This window comes from Saccharothrix longispora (assembly GCF_030852425.1).
Lineage (GTDB): Bacteria > Actinomycetota > Actinomycetes > Mycobacteriales > Pseudonocardiaceae > Actinosynnema > Actinosynnema longispora.
On the sequence record NZ_NSDM01000012.1, the window covers coordinates 191196 to 207652 of the forward strand.

The 16457-nt window shown below is 72.7% G+C and carries 22 protein-coding genes and 1 tRNA gene; 11 read left to right on the top strand and 12 right to left on the bottom strand.

Going from position 1 to position 16457, the window contains the following annotated elements; translation table 11 throughout:
• A complete protein-coding gene (locus CKY47_RS26365; RefSeq protein ID WP_306748913.1) occupies nt 1-396 on the top strand; it encodes an OsmC family protein in 396 nt (131 codons plus the stop codon).
• 127 nt (nt 397-523) lie between these two features.
• Here the strand turns inward: CKY47_RS26365 and CKY47_RS26370 are convergent, their stop codons facing one another.
• Entirely contained in the window at nt 524-1045 is a 522-nt protein-coding gene (locus CKY47_RS26370; protein ID WP_306748914.1) for a DUF2231 domain-containing protein, read from the bottom strand.
• Between the two features lie 54 nt (nt 1046-1099).
• Here CKY47_RS26370 and rph point away from each other — a divergent pair, with 54 nt between their 5' ends.
• Together rph and rdgB are read left to right on the top strand one after the other, a co-directional pair.
• Nucleotides 1100-1864: a ribonuclease PH gene (rph, locus tag CKY47_RS26375; protein ID WP_306748916.1), complete on the top strand. Its 765-nt coding sequence runs from the start codon at nt 1100-1102 to the stop codon at nt 1862-1864.
• Nucleotides 1861-2463 carry an RdgB/HAM1 family non-canonical purine NTP pyrophosphatase gene (gene rdgB, locus CKY47_RS26380; RefSeq protein WP_306748917.1) on the top strand — a complete coding sequence of 201 codons (603 nt, stop codon included), beginning with the start codon at nt 1861-1863 and terminating at the stop codon, nt 2461-2463. Before rph ends, rdgB begins: the two co-directional genes overlap by 4 nt.
• A 27-nt stretch (nt 2464-2490) precedes the next feature.
• Here the strand turns inward: rdgB and bcp are convergent, their stop codons facing one another.
• From bcp to CKY47_RS26395, 3 genes are all read right to left on the bottom strand, one after another.
• On the bottom strand, nt 2491-2967 hold the full coding sequence (bcp, locus tag CKY47_RS26385) for a thioredoxin-dependent thiol peroxidase (protein ID WP_306748919.1): 477 nt from the start codon (nt 2965-2967) through the stop codon (nt 2491-2493).
• Nucleotides 2968-2997: 30 nt separating this feature from the next.
• Nucleotides 2998-3522 carry a hypothetical protein gene (locus CKY47_RS26390; protein WP_306748920.1) on the bottom strand — a complete coding sequence of 175 codons (525 nt, stop codon included), beginning with the start codon at nt 3520-3522 and terminating at the stop codon, nt 2998-3000.
• Nucleotides 3523-3808: 286 nt separating this feature from the next.
• The gene (locus CKY47_RS26395) at nt 3809-4837 is read right to left on the bottom strand and encodes an LLM class flavin-dependent oxidoreductase (RefSeq protein ID WP_306748921.1); all 1029 of its coding nucleotides are present in this window, start codon (nt 4835-4837) and stop codon (nt 3809-3811) included.
• Nucleotides 4838-4942: 105 nt separating this feature from the next.
• On the opposite strand from CKY47_RS26395, the gene CKY47_RS26400 reads away from it, so the two are divergent.
• Nucleotides 4943-5998 carry an FAD-dependent oxidoreductase gene (locus CKY47_RS26400; RefSeq protein WP_306748922.1) on the top strand — a complete coding sequence of 352 codons (1056 nt, stop codon included), beginning with the start codon at nt 4943-4945 and terminating at the stop codon, nt 5996-5998.
• On the opposite strand, the gene CKY47_RS26405 is transcribed toward CKY47_RS26400, so the two are convergent.
• Nucleotides 5964-7235 carry a styrene monooxygenase/indole monooxygenase family protein gene (locus CKY47_RS26405; protein WP_306748923.1) on the bottom strand — a complete coding sequence of 424 codons (1272 nt, stop codon included), beginning with the start codon at nt 7233-7235 and terminating at the stop codon, nt 5964-5966. The two genes, CKY47_RS26400 and CKY47_RS26405, sit on opposite strands and share 35 nt — an antisense overlap.
• A gap of 177 nt (nt 7236-7412) precedes the next feature.
• Here CKY47_RS26405 and CKY47_RS26410 point away from each other — a divergent pair, with 177 nt between their 5' ends.
• Nucleotides 7413-8456 carry a sensor histidine kinase gene (locus CKY47_RS26410; protein WP_306748924.1) on the top strand — a complete coding sequence of 348 codons (1044 nt, stop codon included), beginning with the start codon at nt 7413-7415 and terminating at the stop codon, nt 8454-8456.
• A complete protein-coding gene (locus CKY47_RS26415) occupies nt 8447-9085 on the top strand; it encodes a response regulator transcription factor (protein ID WP_306748925.1) in 639 nt (212 codons plus the stop codon). Before CKY47_RS26410 ends, CKY47_RS26415 begins: the two co-directional genes overlap by 10 nt.
• Here CKY47_RS26415 and CKY47_RS26420 read toward each other — a convergent pair.
• Nucleotides 9070-9687 carry a DedA family protein gene (locus CKY47_RS26420; RefSeq protein WP_306748927.1) on the bottom strand — a complete coding sequence of 206 codons (618 nt, stop codon included), beginning with the start codon at nt 9685-9687 and terminating at the stop codon, nt 9070-9072. The genes CKY47_RS26415 and CKY47_RS26420 overlap by 16 nt on opposite strands.
• A 69-nt stretch (nt 9688-9756) precedes the next feature.
• Nucleotides 9757-10191, bottom strand: a complete 435-nt coding sequence (locus tag CKY47_RS26425) for an SRPBCC family protein (RefSeq protein ID WP_306748928.1) — start codon at nt 10189-10191, stop codon at nt 9757-9759.
• 23 nt (nt 10192-10214) lie between these two features.
• Here CKY47_RS26425 and CKY47_RS26430 point away from each other — a divergent pair, with 23 nt between their 5' ends.
• Together CKY47_RS26430 and CKY47_RS26435 are read left to right on the top strand one after the other, a co-directional pair.
• Nucleotides 10215-10769 (top strand): TetR/AcrR family transcriptional regulator, encoded by a 555-nt coding sequence (locus tag CKY47_RS26430; RefSeq protein ID WP_306748929.1) that lies wholly within the window; start codon nt 10215-10217, stop codon nt 10767-10769.
• Nucleotides 10770-10780: 11 nt separating this feature from the next.
• Nucleotides 10781-11746 carry a CobW family GTP-binding protein gene (locus tag CKY47_RS26435; protein ID WP_306748932.1) on the top strand — a complete coding sequence of 322 codons (966 nt, stop codon included), beginning with the start codon at nt 10781-10783 and terminating at the stop codon, nt 11744-11746.
• 38 nt (nt 11747-11784) lie between these two features.
• On the opposite strand, the gene CKY47_RS26440 is transcribed toward CKY47_RS26435, so the two are convergent.
• A tRNA-Leu gene (locus tag CKY47_RS26440) sits at nt 11785-11858 on the bottom strand.
• A 122-nt stretch (nt 11859-11980) separates the two neighbouring features.
• On the opposite strand from CKY47_RS26440, the gene CKY47_RS26445 reads away from it, so the two are divergent.
• Nucleotides 11981-12202 (top strand): DUF3618 domain-containing protein, encoded by a 222-nt coding sequence (locus CKY47_RS26445; protein ID WP_306748933.1) that lies wholly within the window; start codon nt 11981-11983, stop codon nt 12200-12202.
• A gap of 18 nt (nt 12203-12220) precedes the next feature.
• On the opposite strand, the gene CKY47_RS26450 is transcribed toward CKY47_RS26445, so the two are convergent.
• The 3 genes from CKY47_RS26450 to CKY47_RS26460 form a co-directional block, all read right to left on the bottom strand.
• Nucleotides 12221-12838, bottom strand: coding sequence for a TetR/AcrR family transcriptional regulator (locus tag CKY47_RS26450; RefSeq protein WP_306748934.1), 618 nt, complete (start codon nt 12836-12838; stop codon nt 12221-12223).
• Between the two features lie 53 nt (nt 12839-12891).
• Nucleotides 12892-13194 carry a hypothetical protein gene (locus CKY47_RS26455; protein ID WP_306748935.1) on the bottom strand — a complete coding sequence of 101 codons (303 nt, stop codon included), beginning with the start codon at nt 13192-13194 and terminating at the stop codon, nt 12892-12894.
• A 399-nt stretch (nt 13195-13593) separates the two neighbouring features.
• Complete coding sequence (locus CKY47_RS26460) at nt 13594-13956, bottom strand: hypothetical protein (RefSeq protein WP_306748936.1); 363 nt, start codon at nt 13954-13956, stop codon at nt 13594-13596.
• On the opposite strand from CKY47_RS26460, the gene CKY47_RS26465 reads away from it, so the two are divergent.
• The gene (locus CKY47_RS26465; protein ID WP_306748938.1) at nt 13946-14053 is read left to right on the top strand and encodes an LPXTG cell wall anchor domain-containing protein; all 108 of its coding nucleotides are present in this window, start codon (nt 13946-13948) and stop codon (nt 14051-14053) included. The two genes, CKY47_RS26460 and CKY47_RS26465, sit on opposite strands and share 11 nt — an antisense overlap.
• A 4-nt stretch (nt 14054-14057) precedes the next feature.
• On the opposite strand, the gene CKY47_RS26470 is transcribed toward CKY47_RS26465, so the two are convergent.
• Nucleotides 14058-14633, bottom strand: a complete 576-nt coding sequence (locus CKY47_RS26470) for a TetR/AcrR family transcriptional regulator (protein ID WP_306749104.1) — start codon at nt 14631-14633, stop codon at nt 14058-14060.
• 135 nt (nt 14634-14768) lie between these two features.
• Between CKY47_RS26470 and CKY47_RS26475 the strand changes: the two genes are divergently transcribed.
• On the top strand, nt 14769-16256 hold the full coding sequence (locus CKY47_RS26475) for a flavin-containing monooxygenase (protein ID WP_306748939.1): 1488 nt from the start codon (nt 14769-14771) through the stop codon (nt 16254-16256).
• Nucleotides 16257-16457: the final 201 nt, after the last annotated feature.

Sequence of the window (16457 nt, forward strand, 5' to 3'; positions counted from 1 at the left end):
GTGTCCAACGTCGAGGTCCGCCGCACCGGCCGGCACGAGTTCACCGCGACCAACGACCGGGGCGCGTCGGTGCGCGTCGGTCGGAAGGGCGCCGAGGGCGCGTTCACGCCCGTCGAACTGCTGCTGGCCGCTGCGGCGGGCTGCGCGGCGGTGACGGTGGAGACGCTGGTCACCCGTCGCGTCGACGGCGACCTGGTGGCGCGCGCCGACGACGTGCGGCCCGAGGGCGCGCACCAGCTGGGCGCCGTCCCGGTCACCCTCGACTACGACGTCTCGTCCCTGGACGACGCGCAGCGCGCGGTCCTGGAGACCGCCGTCCGCCGCGCGGTCGCCGAGCTGTGCACCGTGACCCGCACCCTGAAGCAGTCCTCGCCCACCCCCCTGAACCTCCCCTGACCGCGGGAGTCCAACCCCCAGGTCGGGCGAGTCCGACGTCCAGGACCCGTGAGGTCTTCACTCGCGAGTCGACAACTCACGGGTCCTGGACGTAGAACTCTCGGATCCTGGGGGTTGGACTCCCGGGTCAGGAGGTGGCCACGCCGTTCCAGACGGCGGACGAGCCGCTGTGGCCGATGCGGACCACCTGGACGGTGGTGGCCACGCCGGCGGCGACGACGAGGACGCTCACGACCACCGCGATCCGCCGCCACGTCCTCGGCACGGGCGTCGTGCTCTCCGTCGCCGCGCTGCGCTCCCGGTCGGCGAGCCGACCCGCGACCAGCAGCGCCACGACCACCACCCCGAAGCCCAGCGCGAACGGCAGCAGGTCGTTGCCCAGCTCCGCGTGCCGGTCGATCTGCGGGTTGCCCAGGTCGGCCATCCGCGCGTACAGCTGGTCGCCGGAGGCCTGGGCCAGTGGCACCGAGCCCACGCCCATCAGCGTCACCCCCGCCAGGGGCCACGAGTACTTCTGCCGCCACCGCGGCACGACGGCCGCCGCGACCGAGCCCAGGGCGGCCAGCGGCAGCAGCACCACCACCGCGTGGACCAGCAACGGGTGCGCCGGTGGACCGAAGATGGTCACCAGGTCGTCTGCGAGTGCCATGCCTCTCCCTACGCCGGTGGGCTGTCCCCGGGTTCCGCGCAATAGGGTAGTGCCGTGCTGAGGACCGATGGCAGGAACGACGACGCGCTGCGCGACATCCGGATCACCCGCGGCTTCCAGCAGTGGCCCGCGGGATCGGTGTTGATCGAGTTCGGGAACACCCGCGTGCTGTGCGCGGCCAGCGTGACCGAGGGCGTGCCGCGGTGGCGGTCCGGCTCGGGCCTGGGCTGGGTGACCGCCGAGTACGCGATGCTGCCGTCGGCGACGCACAGCCGCAGCGACCGCGAGTCGGTGAAGGGCCGGATCGGGGGACGCACGCACGAGATCAGTCGCCTGATCGGGCGTTCCCTGCGCGCGTGCATCGACCTGGCCGCGCTGGGCGAGAACACCATCGTCATCGACTGCGACGTGATCCAGGCCGACGGCGGGACCCGCACCGCGGCGATCACCGGCGCGTACGTGGCCCTGGCCGACGCCGTCACCTGGCTGGGCGCGGCCAAGCGCCTCGCCGACCCGCAGCCGCTGTCGTGCGCCGTGTCGGCGGTGTCGGTCGGCGTGGTCGACGGCCGGGTGCGCCTCGACCTGCCGTACGAGGAGGACTCGCGCGCCGAGGTCGACATGAACGTCGTCGCGACCGACGCGGGCACCCTGATCGAGGTGCAGGGCACCGGGGAGGGCGCCACGTTCGCCCGCTCGACCCTCGACCGGATGCTCGACCTGGCGCTGGCCGGCTGCGCCGAGCTGAACCGCGTGCAGGCCGAGGCGCTGGCCCTGCCCTACCCCGGCGTGCTGCCCGAGCCGAAGGCGAAGAAGAAGTGAAGCTGCTGCTGGCGTCCCGCAACAAGAAGAAGCTCGGCGAGCTGCGCCGCATCCTGCTGGCCGAGGGACTGGACGGCATCGAGGTCGTCGGCCTGGACGACGTGCCCGGGTTCCCGGAGGCCCCGGAGACCGAGCCGACGTTCGAGGGCAACGCCCTGGCCAAGGCGCGGGACGCGTACAACGCCACCGGCCTGCCGTCGGTCGCCGACGACTCGGGCATCGCCATCGACGCCCTGAACGGCATGCCCGGCGTCCTGTCGGCCCGCTGGTCGGGTGCGCACGGCGACGACGAGGCCAACACGCGGCTCGTCCTGGGGCAGCTCCGCGACGTCCCGGACGAGCGGCGCGGCGCGGCGTTCGTCTGCACGGCGGCGTTCGTGAACGGCGACGTCGAGACGGTGGTGCGCGGCGAGTGGCGGGGCACGATCACCCGCGAGCCGCGCGGGACCAACGGCTTCGGCTACGACCCGGTCTTCGTGCCCGAGGGCCACGACGTGACGTCGGCCGAGCTGTCCCCGGAGGAGAAGGACGCCCTCTCCCACCGGGGACGCGCGCTGCGCCTGCTGCTGCCGCACCTGCGGGAGCCGGCCCGGGGGTAGTCCGTCGCGCGGCCGCCGACCCGGTGGTCAGGAGGTCGGCAGCTCGCGCAGCAGCTTGGCCACGTGCCCGGTCGCCCGCACGTTGTAGAGGGCCTTCACGACCCTGCCGTCCGGACCCACCAGGAACGTCGACCGGATCACGCCCATCACCGTGCGGCCGTAGTTCTGCTTCTCCCCGTACGCGCCCCACCCGGTGAGCACGGCGCGGTCGACGTCGGACAGCAGCGGGAAGTTGAGGCCCTCCGCCTCGGCGAACTTCGCCAGCTTCTCCGGCTTGTCGGGGGAGATGCCCACGACGTCGTAGCCGGACGCGGCCAGGTCGCCGATGCTGTCGCGGAAGTCGCACGCCTGCTTGGTGCAGCCCGGCGTGCTCGCGGCCGGGTAGAAGTACACGACCACGGATCGGCCGAGGTAGTCGGACAGCGAGACGGGCTTGCCCGTGCTGTCGGGCAGGGTGAACGCCGGGGCCTGGTCGCCGGGCGACAGGCGCTTCTGCTCGGTCATCGCACAGACGCTACAAGAGCCGCCGCGCGGTCAGCCGGTGCCCTCGAACACCGCGCGCGGCTCCTGCCCCGCGCCGTTCGGCTCGACCGCGACCCGGATGGGCACGGTGTGCTCGGGCACGGCGAACGCCACGGTCAGCACGGTCTCGCCACCGGCCGCGACCTCGGCGACCGCGGCGGCCACGCCGCCCAGCCCCTGCACGGAGTCGCGCACCTCGGCCGCCTGCTCGCCGTTGACGGAGGCGCGCACGACGAGCTGGTTCGTGCGGTACGGCACGGTGGTGCCGTTGACCAGGGTCAGGGTGAACACGGCGGTGCGCGGCGACTTCGGGAACGAGGTGTCGCTCGGCTTCAGCGACGAGGGCGGCGACACGGTGACGGCCATGCCATTGGCCCACACCCGCTGCGCGCCGAACGCGGTGTGCGGCGAGGTGGCGGACGAGTCCTGCGCGGCCACTTCGGACGGTGGCTCGACGGCGGGCAGCCCGGTGTGGTCGGCGCACCCGGCCAGGGCGAGGACGAGGCACGCGCCGGCGGCCAGTCTGGCGATTTCCACGAACCTCCCCTTCCTGCCCCGGCGGTGGGCTGATTGCGTCCAGCCACCACCATGGCGGGGAGGAGGGGGGAGCGGGGGCCGATCCAGGGCCTTGAAGCGCACCTGGTGCCTGCCCGTGGCCAAGCCGTGATGACGCGCGGCTGCCCGCGTGGGCGGCGCCACAGCGGGCGGCACCCACGCGGGTCGGCGGCGGCCGAAACCCCGAACGGCGGACCGCCCGGGAGTTGACGAGCGCGTCGGGGGGCGTGCGCGCTCATACCGATCATCGCGGTCCGGTGGCGAACCGCTACACCTCTACTTCGGTCTTCACTCGTTCGGATGAACGTTGGGCGATCTGGGCGAGGAGTTCGTAGGACCGGAGCCGGTCGGACTGCTCGGCGACCATCGTGGTCACCATCAGCTCGTCGGCGGCGGTGTCGGCGAGCAGCGCCTCCAGCCCCGCCTCCACGGTCGAGGGCGACCCGATGACCTGCGAGGCCATCCGGTCCTCGACGATCAGCCGCTCCACGTCGGTGTACGGGTAGGCGTCGGCCTCCTCGTTGGTGGCCATCGGCCCGGGCCGGCCGCTGCGCAGCCGGAGGAACGACAGGGCGCCGGGCTGGGCGAGGTACCGCGCCCGCTCGTCGGTGTCGGCGACCAGCACCGAGGCGCACACCAGCGCGTACGGCTCGGACAGCCGCGCGGACGGCCGGAACCGCTCGCGGTACAGGGCCAGGGCGGGCAGCGTGTTCTCGGCGCTGAAGTGGTGGGCGAACGCGAACGGCAGCCCGAGCAGGCCCGCGACCTGCGCGCTGTACCCGCTCGACCCGAGCAGGAACACGTCCGGCTTGTTGCCCTGCGCGGGCACGGCCAGCAGCTGCTCGGTGCCGTCGAAGTACCCGTTCAGCTCGGCCAGCTGCTGCGGGAAGTCGTCGACCGACAGCGGGCCGGTGGTGCGGCGCAGCGCCTGCGCGGTGCGCTGGTCGGTCCCCGGCGCGCGGCCGATGCCGAGGTCGATGCGACCGGGGTGCAGGGCGGAGAGCGTGCCGAACTGCTCGGCCACGACCAGCGGCGGGTGGTTGGGCAGCATCACGCCGCCGGAGCCGACCCGCAGCGTCGTGGTGGCGTCGGCGACGTGGCCGATGAGGATCGCGGGGGAGGAGCTGGCGATGCCGGGCATGTTGTGGTGCTCGGCGAGCCAGAACCGGGTGAAGCCGAGCCTCTCGACGAGCCGGGCCAGCTCACGGGTGTGCGCGAGGGCCGTGCGCGCGTCCGTGCCCGTGGTGATCGTGGCCAGGTCGAGTGCGGACAGCGGCACGTCGCGGAGTCGGCTCATGCCCGTGGACAACGCCCGGGGCGCCGGATGTCTTCCGCCGCCCGGTGTGACCGTCGCGACCGCGCCCGCGGGAAGCGCGCCGGCGTCGAGGGCGTTGACCAGGACATGGACGTGGTGGTCATCGGCGCAGGTCAGGCGGGCTTGTCCACCGCCCACTTCCTCGGGCGGGCCGGCCTGGACCACCTCGTCCTGGACGCCGAGGACGGACCCGGCGGCGCGTGGCGGCACCGCTGGCCGACGTTGCGCATGGCCACCGTGCACGCGATCCACGACCTGCCGGGGACGCCGTTCGCCGAACCCGACCCGGACGCGCCCGCCAACGAGGCGCTGCCCGCCTACTTCGCCGAGTTCGAGCGTCGCGAGGGCCTGGACGTGCTCCGCCCGGTCCGGGTGCGCGCCGTCCGCGACCACGTCCCCGGCGACCGGCGCGGCCCGCTCGACGTCGAGACCGACCGGGGCACCTTCACCGCCGACGCCCTGGTCAACGCCACCGGCACGTGGACGCGCCCGTTCGTGCCCCGCTACCCCGGCCAGGAGCTGTTCCGGGGACGGCAGCTGCACTCCTCCCGGTACCCCGGGCCCGGGGAGTTCGCCGGCGAGCACGTCATCGTCGTCGGCGGCGGCACGTCCGCGGTGCAGCAGCTGCTGGAGATCGCCGCGCACGGCGGCACCACGACGTGGGTGACCCGCCGCGAGCCCGAGTTCTCCGACGAGCCGTTCGGTCCCGGGATCGGCCGCGCCGCCGTGGCGAGGGTCGAGGAGCGCGTCCGCCGCGGCCTGCCGCCGCGCAGCGTGGTCAGCGTGACCGGCCTGAGCCTCACCCCGGCCGTCCGCGAGGGGCTGCGCACCGGCGTGCTGGCGCGCAGGCCGCTGTTCGCCCGGATCACGGAGGACGGCGTGGTGTGGCCGGACGGCCGGTCCGAGCGCGCCGACGCGATCCTGTGGGCCACCGGTTTCCGCGCCGCCCTCGACCACCTCGCGCCGCTGCGGCTGCGCGCGCCCGGCGGCGGCGTCGTGCTGGACGGCACCCGCGTCGTGGCCGACCCCCGCGTGCACCTCGTCGGCTACGGCCCGTCGGCCAGCACGATCGGCGCGTCCCGCGCGGGCCGGGCCGCCGCCCGCGAGATCAGGGACCTGCTGTCCGCGCGGCGGGCCGCTTGACCCCCTGCCCGCCGGACCGCCACCCGCCGAGCTTCTGCCCGACGACCCGCAGGCCCACGTCCAGCTTGTAGCGCAGCACGTCGAGCCTGCCCACGTCGCACCGCGCCAGGAACTCCCGCGCCGCCCCCTCCTCGAAGAACCACGGGAACAGCGACGACGGGTCGTTGAACCCCTCGAACAGCTGCTCCCCGATGCCCTCCCGCCGCGACGCCGCGAGCAGCACGTCCTGCTGGAAGTCCCGCAGCGGCGCCAGCAGGCCGTTGGTGAAGTCGCTCGCGAACCGGCCGCGCTCCCACCACTCGTCGAACCGGTCGGTCAGCCACGACGCGGTGTAGGGCCCGTCGAACGCGGTCAGCCGCTCGGCGAAGAAGCGGGCCATCCGGGTCGCGTTGTTCGCGCCCTGCCCGGTCAGCGGGTCGTTGAGCACGACCGCGTCGCCGAGGCCCAGCACGTGCCGCCCGGACGGCAGCACGGCCACCGGCCGGCGCACCACAGGCACGACCTCGCCCTCGATCCACGTCACCGGGCTGGTCGCCCGCGCGGGCCGCAGGAACGCCGACTCGTGCGGCAGCAGGTCGTCCACCAGGCCCTTGAGCACGTCCACGCCCTCGTCGGCCGACGTGACGCCGCGGAACCGGTCCGCCGGTCCGCCGGGCGCGGCCTCCAGCACGACGCTGCGCGACTCGCCCACGTCCTTGTCGTGGAACGGCACCCAGAACACCTCCACGGTGCCCGGCAGGAACGAGAACACGCCCCCGCGGTGCTCGGGGCGGGCCTCCATGTCGTAGCCGTGGACGTTGACCATGAACAGCCTGCGCTGCGCCCGGGAGTGCGCGCACCGCGTCGGGTCGCGCTCGAACAGCCCGGTCAGCGACCGGCACCCGGCGGCCACCACCACCAGGTCGTGCGACGCCGCCAGCCGGTCGAGGTCCGCGACGGTCACCTCGCCGACCACCACCTCCGCCCCGCGCCGGGCCAGCTCGGCGAGCCCCTCGGCGAACTTCAGCCGCTGGTCCACGGCCAGCGCGGGTTTGCGCAGCGGCGCGTCCACGGAGAACGCCACCCCGCCGGTCGCGGTGAACAGGTCGAGGTGGATGCGGCGCATCCGGTACGCCTCGGGGTGGAAGTCGAGTCCCAGTTCGGCCTCGTACTCGACCTGGTCGCCGAACAGGCAGGCGGTGGGCCGGCCCCGGTCGGCGAGGAGTTCGTCCGCGGTCCGGTCGGAGTGGATCGTCACCCGCCTGCCCGCCCGCAGCAACGCCGCGGCTAGTACGAGACCCGCCTGACCAGCACCGATGACCGCTATTCCGCCCACGACTACGGATCCTCGGTGGACTCGCGCGTTCCGGCCAATAGCACGATCGGGTCTTATAGCCTGATGTAGGTGCACAGGGCGTTGCGCGTTGTCGTCGGTTTGTCACTCGGATTCCTCACCGCGGGTGTGAACGTGCTGGTCGTGGCGTTCGCCCGGAAGTGGGCCCGCCCGGTGGCGCGAGCGGAACGCCGACGTCTCGCCTGGGCGCTGGACCTGGGCACCGCCGAGCCGACGCAGGAGCAGGCGGTCCGGTACCTCGCGGTGCGCTGGCTCGTCGGCCTGTTCGGCGGGGTCGTGCTGGCGTGGCTCTACTACGGCCTGGCGATGGTCGGGGTGATCACGTACCGGCTGGTCGCGGGCGCCACGGGCCCCGAGCTGAACGCCGACGACGACTGGGTCGAGTACCTGTGGACGGCCCTGGTCGGCGTGGTCCTGCTCTACATCGAGGTGCAGGGGATCATCGGCGTCGCCGCGCTGGAGGAGAAGGTCGCGCACCGGTTCCTCGGGCCGAGCGAGGCCGAGCTGCTGCGCCGCCGCATCGACGAGCTGGCCACCAGCCGGGCGGGCATCGTCGCGGCGGTGGACGCCGAGCGCCGCCGCATCGAGCGGGACCTGCACGACGGCGTCCAGCAGCGGCTCGTCGCGCTGGGCATGCTCCTCGGCCGCGCCCGCCGCAACCCCGACCACGCCGCCGACCTGCTCGTGCAGGCGCACGAGGAGTCCCGGCACGTGCTGGAGGACCTGCGCGAGGTGGCCTGGCGGGTCTACCCGTCGGCGCTGGACTCGCTGGGCCTGGTCGAGGCGCTGGAGGCGGTGGCGGACCGCTCGGTCATCCCGGTGCGGATCAGCTGCCCCGCGCTGACCGTCGCGCCGCAGGTGGGGACCGCGGTGTACTTCGTGGTGTGCGAGGCGGTGACGAACGCGGCCAAGCACTCGGGTGCGACGATGATCGACGTGGACGTCGACGAGGACGGCGGCGCGGTGCGCGTGCGGGTCGTCGACGACGGTGTCGGGGGAGCGGACCCGGCGGGCGGCGGGCTGGCCGGCCTGTCCCGACGGGTGCTGGCGCTGGACGGCGAGTTCACCGTGACCAGCCCGGCCGGCGGCCCCACCGAGATCAGGGCGGGCATCCCGTGCGCGTGATCCTGGCCGAGGACTCCACGCTGCTGCGCGAGGGCCTGGTGCGCCTCCTGGTCGAGGAGGGGCACGAGGTGCTCGCCGCCGTCGGCGACGCGCGGGCGCTGCTCGACGCGGTGGCCGCGCACCGGCCGGACGTCGTGGTGACCGACGTGCGGATGCCCCCGACGAACACCGACGAGGGCCTGAAGGCCGCGCTGGAGGTCCGCGAGCGGTTCCCCGGCGTCGGCGTGCTGGTGCTGTCGCAGTACGTCGAGCAGCGCTACGCCGTCGACCTGCTCACCGGGCACGCCGACGGCGTGGGCTACCTGCTGAAGGACCGCGTGGTCCAGGTGGAGGAGTTCCTCGACGCGCTGCGCCGGGTGGGCGCGGGCGGCGCCGCGTTCGACCCGGAGGTGGTGCGCCGGTTGCTGGCCCGCACGACGAGCCCGCTGGACGTGCTGACCGCGCGGGAGCGGGACGTGCTGGCGCACATGGCCGAGGGGCACACGAACAACGCGATCGCGGATCGGCTGCACGTGTCGCGCAGCGCGGTGGAGAAGCACATCAACTCGATCTTCGACAAGCTGGGGCTGTCCGCCGACGGCGGCTACAGCCGCCGGGTCCTGGCCGTGCTGCGCTACTTGCGCGCGTGATCCTTCTTCTGCTGCAACACCCGGGACACGACGAACCAGACGACGGCGATCACCACGAGGCCGAGCACGACCTTCGACACGACGCCCAGGTACTGGTCGACGAGGTGGTAGTTCGCGCCGAGCAGGTAGCCCGCGAGGATCAGGGCGGTGTTCCAGATCAGGCTGCCCGCCGCGGTGAGCAGGGTGAACTGGAGGATCGGCATCCGCTCCACGCCCGCCGGGATGGAGATGAGGCTGCGGAAGACCGGCACCATCCGGCCGAAGAACACGGTGGCCTTGCCGTGCCGGTTGAACCACTGCTCGGACCTGTCCACGTCGGACACCTTCATCAGCGGCATCCTGCCCGCGATGCGGCGGATGCGGTCGCGGCCCAGCGCGGCGCCCAGGTAGTACAGCAGCAGCGCGCCCACCACCGACCCCGCGGTGGTCCACAGGATCGCGGCGACGAGACCCATCCGACCCTGGCTCGCGGTGAACCCGGCCAGCGGCAGGAACAGTTCGCTGGGCAGCGGCGGGAACAGGTTCTCCAGCGCGATGGCCAGGCCGGCGCCCGGCGCGCCGAGCGTTTCCATCAGGTCGGTGACCCACGAGACGATGTCCATATTGTCCACATTACGAACGCACCGGCGTGCCCACCATGAAGCCGGCCGCACGGTCGGGTGCGGAAAACCTCAGTGCGGCCGCGCGGCGAACGCGGCCAACCCCTCGGCGTACCGGCGGATCACGGCGCGCAGGACCAGCCGGTAGAGCCACCCCGTGCCGCGGACGTCGGGTTCGAACGACGAGCACCAGCGGATCACCGTCCCGCCGCCGTCCGGCGCGAGCTCGATGGAGGCCCGGTAGTCGTGGATCGCGAGGCCCGACAGCAGCACGTAGCCCACCCGCCGGTTCGGCGTCAGTTCGACGATCTCCTCCCTCGTGAGGGCCTTGCGGCCTTTGTTGTGGAATACCCGGATCTCGCCGACTCCACGCGCGTCGCCTTCGCGTTCCCGCTCCCGGCGCACGACCGGCGACCAGTCGGGCCAGGTGGAGCTGTCCGCGGCCAGCCGGTACACCGCCTCCGGCGGCGCCGCGCTGCGCGCCCGCACGTCCACTTTCTGTACCATGCGGTACATGTACCATTTGGTACATGTCGGGACAAGGGACCGCGCGGCGGCGGTTGCTGGACGCGGTCGTGGCGCACCTGGCCGAGCACGGGCTGGGCGAGGTCAGCCTGCGGTCGCTGGCGACCGCGGTCGGCACCAGCCACCGGATGCTGCTCTACCACTTCGGGTCCAAGGAGGGCCTGCTCGTCGAGGTGGTCAAGGCCGTGGAGGCGCGGCAGCGGGAGGTGCTGGCGGGGCTGCCGGCGGACGACCCGGCCCGGGCCGCCCGGGAGTTCTGGCGCGTGCTCACCGACCCCGCGCTGCGTGCCCACGAACGGCTGTTCTTCGAGCTCTACGGGCAGGCCGCGCGGGGCAGGCCCGGCACGACGGCGCTGCTGGACGGCATCGTGTCGGACTGGGTGGAGCCGGTGGCGGCGGCCGAGCGGGCCCGGGGGTTCCCGCCGGACGTGGCGACCGCCCGCGCCCGGCTCGGCCTCGCCGTGGCGCGCGGCCTGCTGCTCGACCTCGTGGCCACCGGCGACCGCGAGGGGGTGGACGCGGCCATGGAGCAGTTCATCCGGCTGGTGAACCCCGACTAGGCTTCGCGGGCGTGAAGCGCATCCCCGTGGTCGTGGTGGCGGGATTCCTCGGCTCCGGCAAGACGACGCTGCTCAACCACCTCCTCACCGCCGCGCGCGGCACCCGGATCGGCGTGGTGGTCAACGACTTCGGCGCCATCGGCGTGGACGCGATGAGCGTGGCCGGGCAGGTCGACTCCACGGTGTCGCTCAGCGGCGGCTGCCTGTGCTGCGCGATCGACGTGAGCGAGCTGGACGGCATGCTGGCCAAGCTCGACTCGCTGGTCGACGTCATCGTGATCGAGGCCAGCGGCCTGGCCGAGCCGCAGGCCATGGCCCGCATGGTGCTGGCGAGCGAGAACCCGCGGCTGTCGTACGGCGGGCTCGTGCTGCTGGTGGACGCCGCCGAGCCGCCCGCCGACCTGGCGCGGCACCTGCGCGTCGCGGACCTCGTGGTGCTCAACAAGGTCGACCGGGTGGCCGACCCGGACGCCGTGGCCGCCGGGGTGGACCGGCTCAAGCCCGGCGTGCCCGTGGTGCGGGCGGCGTTCGGGCGGGTGGACCCCGAGCTGCTGTTCGACCGCCGGGAGCGCACCGCCGTCGGCCAGCTGTCCTTCGACGACCTGCTGGCCGAGTCGGACGGGCACGCCGAGCACGACCACGTGCGCTACGAGAGCGTCGAGTTCACCGCCGACGCCGTGAACCCCGCGCGGCTCATGGCGTTCCTCGACGCGAGGCCCGCCGGGCTGTACCGGATCAAGGGGTTCGTGTCGTTCGACGTGCCCGGCCACCGGCAGCGGTTCTCCCTGCACACCGTGGGCGCGTTCCTGCGGTTCGAGCGCTCGGCGTGGCCGGGTGCGCGGCGCACCGAGCTGGTGCTGATCGGCACCGGTCTCGACGTGGCCGGGGTCCGCGACGCACTGGCCGCGTGCGTCGAGCCCGACCCGTCCTCCGTGGACCCGCAGTCGATGCTGGAGGTCCTGCGCTACCTGGCGTGAGCGGGCCCCCGGCCGGTGTCGGGGGCGCTGCTGCGACGTGGGCCCGGAGAGACTCGAACTCTCACTGGCACGGACCTAAACCGTGTGCCTCTGCCAATTGGGCTACGAGCCCGCCGGCCGCAGCTTATCGGCACGCGCCGGCGGGCCGGTCCCGAGGGACCGTTCCGCCGGTCCGCTCAACGGCTCGGACGCCTCTCAACTACGGTTGTGGCCAGACCGCAGCTAGGAGGAGATGTGGCCCGCGACCCCGACACCATCCAGCGCGAGATCGAGCAGGCTCGCGACGCGCTGGCCGCGACGCTGGACGAACTGGGCACCAGGGCGAACCCCCAGCGCTTCGTCGAGTCCGGCAAGGAGAGCGTGCGCGCGAAGCTCGACGAACCCAAGATCCGGTACTCGCTGATCGCGGTGGCCGTGCTCATCGGGTTCGCCCTGCTGCGCAAGCTGTTCCGGTGATCCACTCGTTCCGGTGACCTACTGCCCCTTGGCGACGAGGGGCAGCAGCACCTGCTCGACCACGCGGTCGACGAACGGGACGTCCAGCGGGTCGCCGGTGAGCATCAACCGGTAGATCAGCGCGGCGCCCGCGATCTCCACCGCCATGCCGCGCGGCGCGTCGGGGCGCAGTTCGCCCCGGCCGTCCGCGCGCTCCAGGATGCCGCGCAGCACGTCGCGCTGCGCCGTCAGGAACGTCTCGCGGAACGCGGAGGCCAGCTCCGGCTCGTGCGGCAGCTCGCCGACCAGCGCCTGCGCCGCCTTGCCGCTCGGCCCGGACAGGAACGCGGCGAACGCGGCGAGGAACTCCCGCAGGTCACCCGCCAGCGAACCGGTGTCCGGCTCGGCGAGGTTCTGCTGCGCCAGTTGCGTGCAGGTGTCGATCACCAGGTCGAGCTTCGACTCCCACCGCCGGTAGATGGTGGCCTTGCCGGCACGCGCCCGAGCGGCGACGGCGTCCATCGTCAACGCCCGGTAGCCGACCTCCGCCATCACCTCCAACGCCGCCTGGCGCAGCGCGTCGTCCCGTGACGCGTCCCTCGGTCTACCCCGTTGCGGGGTGGTTCTGGTCGTCTCGCTGTACACCGGTGTCGCCATCTCGCGCTCCCGTCGCCTCTTTGGCCGGACATCCTAGGCCGGTTGAATCGGTCCTAGGCGTCGATCACCTGGTCGTGAGTGGTGCTCGCTTCACGCCTCCGCTGTGCCGGTGGCGCGAGCCCCGCACGGGTGTGCAGGTACGCCACCGAGAACGCGAGCGCGTCGCCGTCGAGCAGGTGCACCACGGTGCGGTCGGCGTAGCGGCCCGCGATCTCGTCCGCGAACTGGTCGGCGGCGAGCCGCGCCGCGATGAGGCCGGGCGCCGTCGCGGCGAGCTCTCTGCCGTCGGCGCGCACGACGACGGCCCAGTCGTCGCCGTCGCGCCGGTAGTTCGCGGTGATGGGGAGTTTGGACATGCCTGCGCCCTCCGTCGGTCCTCTGTCCCCATCTGACCGGCGTTTCGGGCCGAGCACGTCGTCTGTCCCTCTAACGAGTGAGAGGTTCCGGGGGTTGCCTCCCACCTGCGGGGGATGGCGTCCCGACGCCATTCGCCGGGCGTCGGGACGCCGAACGAACCATTACCCGGTCGTGTACTGAGGGTGCGTGATCGTTAACGGCGGGAATTGAGGTGCCGATAGGCCGAACGGAGCAACATCGTCAGCCTTGGAGGTCTGCGTGAGTCGTCGAACCGCCGTCGCGGTGAGCCTGTCGCTCGGTCTGCTGCTCGTGCCGGGGGTGGCGCTGGCGTCCCCGTGGTCGCCGCCCGCCGATCCGCCGGGGCGGGGTGACGTCTGCGATCGCGGCGAGCCGCCGTGTCACACCACCACCACCACCACCACCCGGCCGACCACCACCACCCGGCCGACCACCACCACCCGGCCGACCACCACCACCCGGCCGACCACGACGACCACCGGGGTCTCGGGCACGTCCGCGACCTCGACCACGACGACCACCACGCAGGTCTCCGGCACCTCGGCGACGTCCACGACCACGACCACGACCGCCGTGTCGGGCACGTCGGCGACGTCGTCCACGACCGACCCGGTCACGTCCGCGACGTCCACCGGCCCCACCACGGGGCAGCTCGCGTCCACCACCACCGCCGCCGTCGCGCCGGCCGGGGGGCGGTCCGTCCTGGTCGCGGCCTCGGACGAGCGGCGGGCGTTGGCCGACACGGGCGCCACCCCGGCGCTGACGGCCCTCGCCGGCCTGGCGACCGTGCTGGCGGGTGCCGTCCTGCTCCTCTTCGGCCGCCGCAGGCGAGGCGCCTGAACCCCTACCCCAGCCGGGCCGCCACGCCACGCCACACCACGTCCATGACGTAGCGGGTGGCCCGCTCGGGGCCGATGTCGGGACGGCGCTCGCACCACAGGGCCAGCCGCTCGGTGGACCCGACCACGATCTCGGCGAACGCCTCCGCCTCCACCGCGTCGACGTCCGGGGCGAAGGCGAGCAGCACCGCCGCGATCAGGTCGGTCTGCTGCCGCCGGATGCCCTCGACCTCCTCGACGGCGGACGGCACCGTGATCGCCGCCTCGTGGCGCAGCAGCGACCACGACTGCTTGTGCCCGGCGATGAACTCGAAGAAGGCGAGCAGGCCGCGCCGCAGGACCTCCTCGGGGCCGTCCGCGCCGGCGATGGCCTGCTGCGTGCGCTCCAGCAGTTCGGTGCGCGCGCGGTGGATGCAGCCGATGAGCAGGCCCTCCTTGGAGCCGTAGTACTCGTACAGCATCGGCTTGGACACGCCGACCCGTTCGGCGATCTCGTCCATCGACGCCGCCAGGTACCCGCGCTCGGCGAAGACGGTCTCGGCGACGTCGAGCATCTGCGCCTTGCGCTGCGCCTTGGGCATCCGGCGGCGCTTCGGCCGGGCGTCGGCACGTTCGGCGTCGGCGCGCCCCGCGGAAGTCACGAACCGCAGACTACCGGAGGTAACTTACTTCGAGTAACCTACTGAGCAGTATGTAGCCGGACTTGGAGGACGGGCATGCACCGAGAGGTCAAGGTCCTGGTCATCGGCACGGGTTTCTCCGGCCTGGGCATGGCGATCGAGCTCAAGCGCAGCGGGGAGCGCGACTTCGTCGTGCTGGAGAAGGCGTCCGACCTCGGTGGCACCTGGCGGGACAACTCCTACCCGGGCTGCGCGTGCGACGTGCCGTCGCACATGTACTCGTTCTCCTTCGAGCTGAACCCGCGCTGGTCGCGCATGTTCGCCAAGCAGCCGGAGATCCGGGACTACCTGCACCGCGTGGCCGAGAAGTACCGCCTGCGCGAGCACATCCGGTTCGACAGCGAGGTGGCCGGCGCCCGGTGGGACGAGGACGCCAAGGTCTGGCACGTCTCCACCGGGAACGGCGACACCTACACCGCGAAGGCCGTGGTGGCGGGCGTCGGGGCGCTGCACATCCCGAACGTCCCGGTGCTGCCCGGCATCGAGAAGTTCGAGGGCAGGGCGTTCCACTCGGCCCGGTGGGACCACGAGCACGACCTCGCGGGGCGGAAGGTCGCCGTCGTCGGCACCGGCGCGAGCGCGATCCAGTTCGTGCCGCGGATCGCCGACCAGGTCGGCCGCATGACGATCTTCCAGCGCACGCCGCCGTGGATCATGCCCAAGATGGACCGGTCCATCAGCGGCTGGGAGCAGAGGCTGTTCGGCGCGCTGCCGTTCACCCAACGCCTGTACCGCGACTACGTCTACTGGGTGCGCGAGTCCAGCGCGCTGGGCTTCGCGGTGAACCCGAAGATCATGGAGTTCGCCCAGGGCGTCGCCCGCCGCCACCTGCGCGGTCAGGTCGAGGACCCGGCGCTGCGGGAGAAGCTGACGCCCGACTACACCATGGGGTGCAAGCGCGTGCTGATCTCCAACGACTTCTACCCGGCGCTGAACAGGCCCACCGTGGACCTCGTGACCGACGGCATCGCCGAGGTGCGCGAGCACTCGATCGTGGACAACGCGGGCGTCGAGCACGAGGTCGACACGATCATCTACGGCACCGGCTTCCACGTGGTCGACTCGTACGACTACCTCGACATCACCGGCAAGGGCGGCGTCGACCTGTCGAAGAAGTGGCGCGAGGAGGGCATCGAGACCTACTACGGCATCACGGTCTCCGGGTTCCCCAACTTCTTCTTCCTGCTCGGCCCGAACACCGGCCTCGGTCACAACTCGGTGGTGTTCATGATCGAGTCGCAGATCCGCTACGTCCGCCAGTGCCTGGACCTGCTGGACCGGCACCGCGCGGACGAGTTGGACGTGCGACCGGACGTACAGGCGCGGTTCAACCGGCAGTTGCAGCGCAAGCTCACCAAGGGCGTGTGGACCGAGGGCGGCTGCAAGAGCTGGTACCTGGACGCGCGGGGCGTCAACCGCACCGTGTGGCCCGGCTTCACCTGGCGCTACTGGATGCGCACCAGGACCGTGAACCCGGCCGACTACACCCTGACCAGGGCCCGCCGCGCCAAAGTCCACGCCTGACCCGAGTCGTACGTTCAGGCCGCGCGTGTCGTACGTTCACGCCGCGCGTGTCGTACGTTCAGGCCCGGTGTGTCGAACGTTCAGGGCCTTCGAGTCCCCACTTCCGGAGGGGGAACTCGGGGGTCCTGAAGTTACGACTCGCCGAGCGCGAACGTACGACACGCGCGGGCTGAACGTACGACACGCGTGGTGCGAACGTAC

What these genes read in the sequence shown, in the direction of transcription:
- CKY47_RS26370 (WP_306748914.1), bottom strand. Translation starts at nt 1,045, where the DNA reads ATGGCACTCGCAGACGACCTGGTGACCATCTTCGGTCCACCGGCGCAC.
- bcp (WP_306748919.1), bottom strand. Translation starts at nt 2,967, where the DNA reads ATGACCGAGCAGAAGCGCCTGTCGCCCGGCGACCAGGCCCCGGCGTTC.
- CKY47_RS26395 (WP_306748921.1), bottom strand. Translation starts at nt 4,837, where the DNA reads ATGAGCCGACTCCGCGACGTGCCGCTGTCCGCACTCGACCTGGCCACG.
- CKY47_RS26400 (WP_306748922.1), top strand. Translation starts at nt 4,943, where the DNA reads ATGGACGTGGTGGTCATCGGCGCAGGTCAGGCGGGCTTGTCCACCGCC.
- CKY47_RS26420 (WP_306748927.1), bottom strand. Translation starts at nt 9,687, where the DNA reads ATGGACATCGTCTCGTGGGTCACCGACCTGATGGAAACGCTCGGCGCG.
- CKY47_RS26425 (WP_306748928.1), bottom strand. Translation starts at nt 10,191, where the DNA reads ATGGTACAGAAAGTGGACGTGCGGGCGCGCAGCGCGGCGCCGCCGGAG.
- CKY47_RS26430 (WP_306748929.1), top strand. Translation starts at nt 10,215, where the DNA reads ATGTCGGGACAAGGGACCGCGCGGCGGCGGTTGCTGGACGCGGTCGTG.
- CKY47_RS26450 (WP_306748934.1), bottom strand. Translation starts at nt 12,838, where the DNA reads ATGGCGACACCGGTGTACAGCGAGACGACCAGAACCACCCCGCAACGG.
- CKY47_RS26455 (WP_306748935.1), bottom strand. Translation starts at nt 13,194, where the DNA reads ATGTCCAAACTCCCCATCACCGCGAACTACCGGCGCGACGGCGACGAC.
- CKY47_RS26470 (WP_306749104.1), bottom strand. Translation starts at nt 14,633, where the DNA reads ATGCCCAAGGCGCAGCGCAAGGCGCAGATGCTCGACGTCGCCGAGACC.
- CKY47_RS26475 (WP_306748939.1), top strand. Translation starts at nt 14,769, where the DNA reads ATGCACCGAGAGGTCAAGGTCCTGGTCATCGGCACGGGTTTCTCCGGC.